Below are 11,222 nucleotides of genomic sequence, written 5' to 3' on the forward strand. Positions count from 1 at the left end.
ATGCGCATCAAGCAACTCGATCTGATCAAGTACGGCAAGTTCACCGATGCGACGCTGCGCTTTCCGCGGGCGGAGCACGATTTCCACGTGATCGTCGGGCCCAACGAGGCCGGCAAGTCGACGATCCGCACGGCCGTGTCGGAGCTGCTGTTCGGCATGAAGCTGCAGACGCCGCTGGATTTCCTGCACAGCACGCCGGAGCTGCGGCTCGGCGGCGTGCTCGAGGGCGCCGCCGGCGACCTGGCGTTCCACCGGGCACGCGGCCGCAGCCCGCTGCGCACGCCGGCCGACGACAAGCTGCCGGACGACTATCTGGCGGCCGTGCTCGACGGCGCGAGCAAGGAGTTCTTCGAGCAGATGTTCGGGCTCGATCACGGGCGGCTGGTCGAAGGCGGCAGGAGCATCCTCGATGCGTCCGACAAGCTCGGCCAGGTGCTGTTCGAATCGGCGGCGGGCGTGGGGAGCCTCGGGCCCGTGCGCGAGGAACTGGAGGCGCGCGCGCTCGAGCTGTGGGCGCCGCGGCGCAGCGGCAGCGCGTTCGCGGTGGCCGAGACGGCCTTCAACGAAGCGGTTGGCGATCTGAAAGCGGTTCAAGTGCGCACACGGGACTGGGTCGACCGCAAGGAAGCATGCGAGGCGGTCGAGCAGGAGATCGAGCACGTGCGTGCCGACCAGCGCCGGCTCGAATCGCTGCGCTCGAAGCTCGAGCGCGTGCGGCGGCTCGCGCCGTATCTGAAGGAGCTGACGGTCAAGCACGCTGCGTTGGCGGAACTCGGCGACGTCGTCGAATTGCCGCCGACCGCGTATGCGGATCTGCTGAAGGCACAGGGCGATCTCGCGGCGGAGCGCAAGGTGCTGGAGGAGCGGCGCGCCGATCTCGCCGCCCGGCGGCAGGCGCGCGACGCGATCGACGCGGACGGCGGCGCGCTTGCGCTGGCGGGCGACATCGAGGCGCTCGACCGGCTGCGCAGCGCGTGCGCGAATCATCCGCAGGATTTGCTGCTGCGCGAGGCCGAGCTCGAACGTCACCTGTCGGCTGCATTCGGCGCTGCCGCGCAGCTCGGCTGGCCCGCGGACGAAGCGGCGCTGCGCGCGGCGTTGCCGAAGGCGCTGTCGCTGAAGACGGTCACCAACCTGTTGCGCGAGCACGGCGCGCTGCAGCAGGCGCTGCTGGGCGCGCGCGAGGCGCTCGACGAACGGGCGCGCGAGCTTGCGCAACTGCGGGATCAACTGGCCGGGCTGGCGACCGTCGAGGTGCCGGACGCGCTGCGCACCGCGCTCGCCGATGCGCAGGGCTTCCGCAGCAGCGCGCCGCGGGAGCAGGTGCTCGAGCGCGAGGTGGCCGCGTCGGAACGTGTGCTGCGGGATGCGCTCGACGGGCTCGGGCAGTGGCGCCGGCCGGCGGCGGCGTTGCGCGTGCTCGACCTGCCGTCGACCGCGCGGCTCGCCGCGTGGCAGAAGGACGACAGCGAGCAGGCGAGCGCGGTCGCCGCGCGCGGCGCGCGCGACGCGCTGGATCAGGCGCGCGAGGATCTGGAGCGGCTCGAGCTGCAGGAAAGGCATTTCACGGCGAATCACAAGGTCGTGACGAGCGCCGACGTGCAGGCGGCGCGCGCACGCGCCGCGACGGCGCGTGGGGGGAGATCAAGCGCGGCGCGGTCGGCGTCGACGCCGGCGCGCCGGCCGTCGACGATGCGATCCGGCTCGCGGACGAGCTCGTCGATTCCCAGCTCGGCACGACGCAGGCGGCGGCGACGCTGCAGTCGCTGCGTCAGCAGGTCGAGTCGGCGCGTGCGAACGCGGCGCGCAAGCAGGCCGCGCTGGCCGAGCGCGAGCAGTCGCTGTCCGCGCTTCGCGACGCGTGGGCGCAGTTGATGACGGCCGCCGGCGTGCCGGGCATGCCGCTGGCCGACCTGAACGACTGGCTGGCCCGGCGTGAAGCGGTGTTCGTCGCGCAGGCCGAGCTCGAACGTCAGGCGCACGAGCTCGACACGATGCGCACGGCGCGCGCGGCGGCCGACGCGGCATTGGCGTCGGCGTTGCGCACGGTTGCGCGCGGCAGCGAGTCGGATGCGCTGGCGGCGCGTATCGTGGCCGCCGAGTCGTTCGTGCAGGCGGCGGAAAAGGCGAATGCGCAGCAAGGCAGCCTCGCCGACCAGGCGCGCCAGGCCGAACGCGGGTGTGCGGGCGCGCAGGCGAAGGCCGATCTTGCACAGGCGGCCTACGACGCGTGGCAGACGCAATGGCGCGACGCGCTGGCGGACGCGCGGCTCGACACGACACGAGCGCCGTGACGCTCGCGGCGGCGGAGGGCGCGGTCGAGCTGGCGAATGCCGTCGCGGCCGGCCTGGCGGCTGCCGATGATGCGCCGCGCGGCCGCATGGCCGCGATCCGCGCCGAGCTGGCCGCGCTGGAGCGCGATGCGCGGCGGCTTGCCGACGCGCTCGACGCGCTCGATCCCGCGCTGCTGGCGGCCGGCAATGGGCCGGAGGTCGCGCGCAGGCTGACGGCGCGCCTCGCGGCCGCCAGGGAAACCGCGAAGGCGATCGAGCGGGCCGACGACGCGATCCGCCAGGCCGAAGGCAAGGTGGCGGATGCGGTGGCCGCGGTCGCGGGCGCGGACGCCCGGATCCAGCCGCTGCTCGAGTCGGCCGGCGTCGCGTCGATCGACGCGGCGCTGCCGCTGGCCGAGCGCTCCGACCGGCAGCGCCAGCTGCGGCAGGCGGTCGACACGGCGCAGGAGGCGCTCGTGCGGGACGGCGATGGCCTGTCGCAGGACGCGATCGAGGCCGAGATCGCGGAACAGGACATCGCCGAGGTGCCGGCGCTGCTCGAATCGGCGAAACAGGCATTGAGCGACATCGGCAAGCGCCTGAACGAACTCGCGCAGCGGCAGGTGGTGGCGGAGCAGGCGTTCGGCGCGGTCGCCGGCCAGGCCGGCGCGGCGGTTGCCGAGGCGAAGCGGCAGGAAGCGCTGGCCGCGATGGGCGACGCCGCCGAGCAGTATCTGGAAGCCGCGACGGCGAGCCGGCTGCTGAAGTGGGCGACGGATCGCTATCGCGACCAGAAGCAGGGGCCGATGCTCAAGCGCGCGGGGGAGATTTTCGCGGGCTTGACGCTCGGCGAGTTCGCGAGGCTGGCGGTCGATACCGAGACGACGCCGCCTGCACTGCATGCGAAGCGGACGAAGGGCACGACGGTCGAGGTGACCGGGATGAGCGAAGGGACGCGCGACCAGCTGTTCCTCGCGCTGCGGATCGCGGCGCTCGAACTCCAGCTGCGCAACAAGACCGCGCTGCCGTTCGTCGCCGACGATCTGTTCATCAATTTCGACGACGCGCGATCGAAGGCGGGCCTCGAGGCGTTGCGGGACTTGTCGACGCGCACGCAGGTGCTGTTCCTCACGCACCACGATCACTTGCTGCCGCTGGTGAAGACGGTGTTCGGCGAGCAGGTGAACGTGGTGCCGTTGCAGCGCGAGGCGGCTGCCGCGTAGGGGTGGGCGCGGCGCTCGCGGAATCTGCAAGAATGCACGAGGGCACGGAATGCCGGACCGTCTCGCGGTGCCGGCGAATCAGGGGGCAACGATGAACAAGCTGGTCGCCGCGATGGCGTTCGCCGCGGACAAGCATCGCAATCAGCGGCGCAAGGACGACGAAGCGTCGCCGTACATCAATCACCCGATCGCGCTCGCGGACGTGCTCGCCAACGAGGCCGGCATCGAGGACGAGCGGGTGATCGTCGCCGCGGTGCTGCACGACACGGTCGAGGATACGGAGACCACCGAGCAGGAATTGCTGCGCCGGTTCGGCAAGGACATCGCCGACATCGTGATGGAGGTGACGGACGACAAGTCGCTGCCGAAGGACGAGCGCAAGCGCCTGCAGATCGAACATGCCGCGCACATCAGCCGCCGCGCGAAACTCGTGAAGCTGGCGGACAAGATCTGCAACCTGCGCGATATCGCGACGCATCCGCCGGCGGACTGGCCGCTGGATCGCAAGCAGGCGTACTTCGACTGGGCGAAGGCGGTGGTCGACCGGTTGCGCGGCGTGCATCCGGGGCTCGAGGCGATTTTCGATGCCGCGTACGACGCGCGGCCGTCGGCGTGACCATGCCGGCGACGACGATGCGGACGGCGCCCGTCGCGGGCATCGACGTGGGCGGGAACCGGAAGCTGTGCGATCTCGTGATCCTGCAAGGCACGTCGATCCTGCATCGCGCCGACGGCGTGGCGCCGGAGGCGCTGCTGCCGCTGTGTCTCGAACATGACGTCGTGGCCGTGGGTGTCGATGCGCCGAGTCGATGGTGGGCCGGCGAAGGCCACCGGGCGGCCGAGCGCGCGCTGGTGCGGGAACGGATCTCGTTGTTCTCCACGCCGGCGCGGGAGCGGGCGCTGGCCAGTACCACTGGGTTTTACGACTGGATGTTTATTGGCGAGCGGGTGTATCGGGCGCTTGCCGGCGCGTACCCGCTGTTGAGTGCGCCGCGCTATGCGGGCGGGCGCGTGAGTTTCGAGACCTATCCGCATGCGATCACGTGCGCGCTGCTGGGCAAGGACGTCGCGTCCGCCAGGCAGAAGCGTGTTCAGCGCAGGCAATTGCTGGAGCGGATGGGGATCGACGTCACGACGCTGACCTCCGTCGATGCGAGGGACGCGGCGCTGTGCGCGTTGACGGCGCGATTCGTGGTCGAAGGGGGCGCCGACGCGTATGGGGATGCCGAGGGCGGGTACATCCGGGTGCCCAGGGTGGGCGAACCGATCGACTGTGCCGCGCCGTAGCCAGGCACGCCGACCCGGCGCGCTTCCCATGCAGATGGTGAGCTTTTACGGGAGGTGCGCCGGCGCGCCCGGTGGTTCAGTCGTCGAGCAGGGAAGGCGGCACGTCGGCCGGATCGGGGTCTTGCGCCTGCTCGTAATGCGCGTCCGCATCGTCGATCATGACGGTCGCGACATCGATCAGCTCGTCGAGACGTTGCAGCAATGCGTCGCGCCACTCTTCGTCTTCGTCGCGTACGGGTGTCTTGTCCAACTGCTCGATGATCGATTCCGCGGTTTGCAGGAACGGAAAGGCCTGCTGGTAGTTTTCGATGGCGACCAGGGCTGCATTGCGCGCGCCGACCAGCGCTTCGCGGTGATCGTCCGCCAGTTCGGATTGCCCGCCGATGCGGGGCAGCACGTCTGAAATGCGCTGCAGGAGCGGCGGGACCTGTTCTTCCAGCGCGGCGGCGCGCTGGCTCAGTGCCGCGTATTCGTCACGAAGGTCGATTTCGTCGGATCGGGTGGTGCTGTCCATCATGGGTCGGTGTGGATAGTGCGATCGCGGCATGATACTCGACCGGGCATTCGGCGTTCATCCCATAAATGGGTTCCTGTGTCGGCGCTTTGCTTTTTGTCTTTCTATATATAGCGGTCGCACATTGATAAATCGGAGTGCGCGGGGGGTTTTTGAATTTATTTCGCGCACCCCCTTGCGCTGGCGGCGCGGGATGCCTAGAATCACGCCTCTTTCGCGCTAACGGCAACGCGGCGCGGAAGGGGGAAGCGAAGTTGGTCGGATGCCTGTTGGGCGGCCGGCCGGCGCAGGAAGATGAACCCCGCAGTCGCAACGAAGTAGTTAAAAAAGTTGTTGACGAACTGCGAAACAGTGTTCATAATCTCGTTTCTCTGCTGCTGACAACGCAGCGCTGCTGAGAAGGAAGAATTTCTCGCAGAAACGTTCTTTAAAAATTAACAGCCGATAAGTGTGGGCGCTTGATGGCAGCGAACCGATCCTCGGATCGGATAGCAAAAGTATCAAGAGTCTCACACTAAAGTAAGTCAGGTTTATGAAGCAATTCATATACCTGTCAGCTTTGAGTGAGCGACCGGTTCTTAACGGAACCGAAAACAGTAACAGGTTTGAACTGAAGAGTTTGATCCTGGCTCAGATTGAACGCTGGCGGCATGCCTTACACATGCAAGTCGAACGGCAGCACGGGTGCTTGCACCTGGTGGCGAGTGGCGAACGGGTGAGTAGTAATACATCGGAACATGTCCTGTAGTGGGGGATAGCCCGGCGAAAGCCGGATTAATACCGCATACGATCTACGGATGAAAGCGGGGGACCTTCGGGCCTCGCGCTATAGGGTTGGCCGATGGCTGATTAGCTAGTTGGTGGGGTAAAGGCCTACCAAGGCGACGATCAGTAGCTGGTCTGAGAGGACGACCAGCCACACTGGGACTGAGACACGGCCCAGACTCCTACGGGAGGCAGCAGTGGGGAATTTTGGACAATGGGCGAAAGCCTGATCCAGCAATGCCGCGTGTGTGAAGAAGGCCTTCGGGTTGTAAAGCACTTTTGTCCGGAAAGAAATCCTTGGTCCTAATATGGCCGGGGGATGACGGTACCGGAAGAATAAGCACCGGCTAACTACGTGCCAGCAGCCGCGGTAATACGTAGGGTGCGAGCGTTAATCGGAATTACTGGGCGTAAAGCGTGCGCAGGCGGTTTGCTAAGACCGATGTGAAATCCCCGGGCTCAACCTGGGAACTGCATTGGTGACTGGCAGGCTAGAGTATGGCAGAGGGGGGTAGAATTCCACGTGTAGCAGTGAAATGCGTAGAGATGTGGAGGAATACCGATGGCGAAGGCAGCCCCCTGGGCCAATACTGACGCTCATGCACGAAAGCGTGGGGAGCAAACAGGATTAGATACCCTGGTAGTCCACGCCCTAAACGATGTCAACTAGTTGTTGGGGATTCATTTCCTTAGTAACGTAGCTAACGCGTGAAGTTGACCGCCTGGGGAGTACGGTCGCAAGATTAAAACTCAAAGGAATTGACGGGGACCCGCACAAGCGGTGGATGATGTGGATTAATTCGATGCAACGCGAAAAACCTTACCTACCCTTGACATGGTCGGAATCCTGCCGAGAGGCGGGAGTGCTCGAAAGAGAACCGATACACAGGTGCTGCATGGCTGTCGTCAGCTCGTGTCGTGAGATGTTGGGTTAAGTCCCGCAACGAGCGCAACCCTTGTCCTTAGTTGCTACGCAAGAGCACTCTAGGGAGACTGCCGGTGACAAACCGGAGGAAGGTGGGGATGACGTCAAGTCCTCATGGCCCTTATGGGTAGGGCTTCACACGTCATACAATGGTCGGAACAGAGGGTTGCCAACCCGCGAGGGGGAGCTAATCCCAGAAAACCGATCGTAGTCCGGATTGCACTCTGCAACTCGAGTGCATGAAGCTGGAATCGCTAGTAATCGCGGATCAGCATGCCGCGGTGAATACGTTCCCGGGTCTTGTACACACCGCCCGTCACACCATGGGAGTGGGTTTTACCAGAAGTGGCTAGTCTAACCGCAAGGAGGACGGTCACCACGGTAGGATTCATGACTGGGGTGAAGTCGTAACAAGGTAGCCGTATCGGAAGGTGCGGCTGGATCACCTCCTTTCCAGAGCTATTCGCAAAGTTGAGCGCTCACGCTTATCGGCTGTAAATTAAGACAGACTCAGGGGTCTGTAGCTCAGTCGGTTAGAGCACCGTCTTGATAAGGCGGGGGTCGTTGGTTCGAATCCAACCAGACCCACCAATTGTCTGGCGGAACATACCTGAGGAAGTCTCTGTACATGGGGGCATAGCTCAGCTGGGAGAGCACCTGCTTTGCAAGCAGGGGGTCGTCGGTTCGATCCCGTCTGCCTCCACCAATCTTCAATGCCAAGAGTTTGCTGAAACAATCAGCGAGCGCTTTGCATTGGCGATTGAGCCAGTCAGAGTGATATGAGTAACACCATATCGGCTGTCGTTCTTTAACAATCTGGAAGAAGTAAGTAATTTGGATAGCGGAAGCGTCTTGAGATGGACGTGGAAACTATCCGGGTTGTGATTGTATCGATGTATCTCAAGATGATTCGAACTTAATGTTCGGCTCAATTGGAATACGGCACAACGCGAGAACTCAACCTGTAACGAGACAGACTCGTTATAGGGTCAAGCGAACAAGTGCATGTGGTGGATGCCTTGGCGATCACAGGCGATGAAGGACGCGGTAGCCTGCGAAAAGCTACGGGGAGCTGGCAAACGAGCTTTGATCCGTAGATGTCCGAATGGGGAAACCCGGCCCTTTTGGGTCATCCTGGACTGAATACATAGGTCCAGTGAAGCGAACGCGGTGAACTGAAACATCTAAGTAACCGCAGGAAAAGAAATCAACCGAGATTCCCAAAGTAGTGGCGAGCGAAATGGGATGAGCCTTGTACTCTTTATTTGTATTGTTAGCCGAACGCTCTGGAAAGTGCGGCCATAGCAGGTGATAGCCCTGTAGGCGAAAACAGTATGAAAGAACTAGGTGTACGACAAGTAGGGCGGGACACGTGAAATCCTGTCTGAAGATGGGGGGACCATCCTCCAAGGCTAAATACTCGTGATCGACCGATAGTGAACCAGTACCGTGAGGGAAAGGCGAAAAGAACCCCGGGAGGGGAGTGAAATAGATCCTGAAACCGCATGCATACAAACAGTCGGAGCCTCGTAAGGGGTGACGGCGTACCTTTTGTATAATGGGTCAGCGACTTACGTTCAGTAGCAAGCTTAACCATATAGGGCAGGCGTAGCGAAAGCGAGTCCGAATAGGGCGTTCAGTTGCTGGGCGTAGACCCGAAACCAGGTGATCTATCCATGGCCAGGATGAAGGTGCGGTAACACGTACTGGAGGTCCGAACCCACTAACGTTGAAAAGTTAGGGGATGAGCTGTGGATAGGGGTGAAAGGCTAAACAAACCTGGAAATAGCTGGTTCTCTCCGAAAACTATTTAGGTAGTGCCTCGTGTCTCACCTTCGGGGTAGAGCACTGTCATGGTGGGGGGTCTATTGCAGATTACCCCGCCATAGCAAACTCCGAATACCGAAGAGTGCAATCACGGGAGACAGACATCGGGTGCTAACGTCCGGTGTCAAGAGGGAAACAACCCAGACCGCCAGCTAAGGTCCCCAAATATAGCTAAGTGGGAAACGAAGTGGGAAGGCTAAAACAGTCAGGAGGTTGGCTTAGAAGCAGCCACCCTTTAAAGAAAGCGTAATAGCTCACTGATCGAGTCGTCCTGCGCGGAAGATGTAACGGGGCTAAGCTATATACCGAAGCTGCGGATGCGTGCTTTGCACGCATGGTAGGAGAGCGTTCCGTAAGCCTGCGAAGGTGCCTTGTAAAGGGTGCTGGAGGTATCGGAAGTGCGAATGCTGACATGAGTAGCGATAAAGGGGGTGAAAGGCCCCCTCGCCGTAAGCCCAAGGTTTCCTACGCAACGTTCATCGGCGTAGGGTGAGTCGGCCCCTAAGGCGAGGCAGAAATGCGTAGCTGATGGGAAGCAGGTCAATATTCCTGCACCATTGTTAAATGCGATGGGGGGACGGATCGCGGAAGGTTGTCCGGGTGTTGGAAGTCCCGGTCGCTGCATTGGAGAAGGCGCTTAGGCAAATCCGGGCGCAGGATTCAAGGGTGTGGCGCGAGCTTCTTAGGAAGCGAAGCAATTGGAAGTGGTTCCAAGAAAAGCCTCTAAGCTTCAGTTTAACAGTGACCGTACCGCAAACCGACACAGGTGGGCGAGATGAGTATTCTAAGGCGCTTGAGAGAACTCGGGAGAAGGAACTCGGCAAATTGGTACCGTAACTTCGGGATAAGGTACGCCCTTGTAGCTTGACTGGCCTGCGCCAGGAGGGTGAAGGGGTTGCAATAAACTGGTGGCTGCGACTGTTTAATAAAAACACAGCACTCTGCAAACACGAAAGTGGACGTATAGGGTGTGACGCCTGCCCGGTGCCGGAAGATTAAATGATGGGGTGCAAGCTCTTGATTGAAGTCCCGGTAAACGGCGGCCGTAACTATAACGGTCCTAAGGTAGCGAAATTCCTTGTCGGGTAAGTTCCGACCTGCACGAATGGCGTAACGATGGCCACACTGTCTCCTCCCGAGACTCAGCGAAGTTGAAGTGTTTGTGATGATGCAATCTACCCGCGGCTAGACGGAAAGACCCCATGAACCTTTACTGTAGCTTTGCATTGGACTTTGAACCGATCTGTGTAGGATAGGTGGGAGGCTATGAAACCGGAACGCTAGTTTCGGTGGAGCCGTCCTTGAAATACCACCCTGGTTTGTTTGAGGTTCTAACCTTGGCCCGTGATCCGGGTCGGGGACAGTGCATGGTAGGCAGTTTGACTGGGGCGGTCTCCTCCCAAAGCGTAACGGAGGAGTACGAAGGTACGCTAGGTACGGTCGGAAATCGTGCTGATAGTGCAATGGCATAAGCGTGCTTAACTGCGAGACCGACAAGTCGAGCAGGTGCGAAAGCAGGTCATAGTGATCCGGTGGTTCTGTATGGAAGGGCCATCGCTCAACGGATAAAAGGTACTCTGGGGATAACAGGCTGATACCGCCCAAGAGTTCATATCGACGGCGGTGTTTGGCACCTCGATGTCGGCTCATCTCATCCTGGGCTGTAGCCGGTCCCAAGGGTATGGCTGTTCGCCATTTAAAGAGGTACGTGAGCTGGGTTTTAAAACGTCGTGAGACAGTTTGGTCCCTATCTGCCGTGGGCGTTGGATATTTGAAGGGGGCTGCTCCTAGTACGAGAGGACCGGAGTGGACGAACCTCTGGTGTACCGGTTGTGACGCCAGTCGCATCGCCGGGTAGCTATGTTCGGAAGAGATAACCGCTGAAAGCATCTAAGCGGGAAACTCGCCTTAAGATGAGATATCCCTGGGGACTTGATCCCCTTGAAGGGTCGTTCGAGACCAGGGACGTTGATAGGTCAGGTGTGTAAGCGCAGTAATGCGTTCAGCTAACTGATACTAATTGCCCGTAAGGCTTGATCCTATAACAAGTCTGTCTCGATAGCCGTTAGCGCTTCAGCGCTTACGGATATCGAGCGTCGAGTGCGAGGCACTCGACGTACTGCGGTTGAAGTACCGCGTATGTGTGTGAGTACAACTCACAACCCAACCAAGATTACTGCTTCTTCCCGGATTGGTCGCGCTGCGAAGCCGCGCGACAACCCTCTTTGCCTGATGACCATAGCGAGTCGGTCCCACCCCTTCCCATCCCGAACAGGACCGTGAAACGACTCTACGCCGATGATAGTGCGGATTCCCGTGTGAAAGTAGGTAATCGTCAGGCTCCCTAAGCCAAGAACCCCCGCCTAACCGGCGGGGGTTTTTGCATTTGCGGCGCGGAAATGCGCGTG

Annotated in this window: 3 protein-coding genes, 2 tRNA genes, 3 rRNA genes and 1 pseudogene; 8 read left to right on the top strand and 1 reads right to left on the bottom strand. The window is 61.6% G+C overall.

The genetic code is table 11. The annotated features are described in order from the left end of the window. The 3 genes and pseudogenes from ABFO07_RS34605 (at window position 1) to ABFO07_RS34615 (ending at window position 4,783) form a co-directional block, all read left to right on the top strand. Window positions 1-3,496: pseudogene (locus ABFO07_RS34605) on the top strand (AAA family ATPase). Between the two features lie 91 nt (window positions 3,497-3,587). Further along, on the top strand, window positions 3,588-4,112 hold the full coding sequence (locus ABFO07_RS34610; RefSeq protein ID WP_059881209.1) for an HD domain-containing protein: 525 nt from the start codon (window positions 3,588-3,590) through the stop codon (window positions 4,110-4,112). Between the two features lie 2 nt (window positions 4,113-4,114). Next, window positions 4,115-4,783 carry a DUF429 domain-containing protein gene (locus tag ABFO07_RS34615; RefSeq protein ID WP_059890893.1) on the top strand — a complete coding sequence of 223 codons (669 nt, stop codon included), beginning with the start codon at window positions 4,115-4,117 and terminating at the stop codon, window positions 4,781-4,783. Window positions 4,784-4,859: 76 nt separating this feature from the next. On the opposite strand, the gene ABFO07_RS34620 is transcribed toward ABFO07_RS34615, so the two are convergent. Beyond that, window positions 4,860-5,297, bottom strand: a complete 438-nt coding sequence (locus ABFO07_RS34620; RefSeq protein ID WP_150999087.1) for an ATPase — start codon at window positions 5,295-5,297, stop codon at window positions 4,860-4,862. Between the two features lie 607 nt (window positions 5,298-5,904). On the opposite strand from ABFO07_RS34620, the gene ABFO07_RS34625 reads away from it, so the two are divergent. The 5 genes from ABFO07_RS34625 (at window position 5,905) to rrf (ending at window position 11,155) form a co-directional block, all read left to right on the top strand. Beyond that, window positions 5,905-7,440 (top strand): 16S ribosomal RNA (locus tag ABFO07_RS34625). 61 nt (window positions 7,441-7,501) lie between these two features. Continuing rightward, window positions 7,502-7,578, top strand: a tRNA-Ile gene (locus ABFO07_RS34630). Window positions 7,579-7,617: 39 nt separating this feature from the next. Beyond that, window positions 7,618-7,693, top strand: a tRNA-Ala gene (locus tag ABFO07_RS34635). A 281-nt stretch (window positions 7,694-7,974) separates the two neighbouring features. Further along, window positions 7,975-10,855, top strand: a 23S ribosomal RNA gene (locus ABFO07_RS34640). A gap of 187 nt (window positions 10,856-11,042) precedes the next feature. Next, window positions 11,043-11,155: ribosomal RNA gene (rrf, locus tag ABFO07_RS34645) — 5S ribosomal RNA — on the top strand. The 16S, 23S and 5S rRNA genes sit together here with 2 tRNA genes alongside, the layout of an rRNA operon. Window positions 11,156-11,222 lie beyond the last annotated feature (67 nt).

Origin of the sequence: Burkholderia stagnalis (assembly GCF_039848545.1) — a bacterium.
Lineage (GTDB): Bacteria > Pseudomonadota > Gammaproteobacteria > Burkholderiales > Burkholderiaceae > Burkholderia > Burkholderia stagnalis.

Excerpts from the sequence above, each read along its gene's own strand:
- ABFO07_RS34620 (WP_150999087.1), bottom strand. The coding sequence starts at position 5,297 with ATGGACAGCACCACCCGATCCGACGAAATCGACCTTCGTGACGAATAC.
- ABFO07_RS34615 (WP_059890893.1), top strand. The coding sequence starts at position 4,115 with ATGCCGGCGACGACGATGCGGACGGCGCCCGTCGCGGGCATCGACGTG.
- ABFO07_RS34610 (WP_059881209.1), top strand. The coding sequence starts at position 3,588 with ATGAACAAGCTGGTCGCCGCGATGGCGTTCGCCGCGGACAAGCATCGC.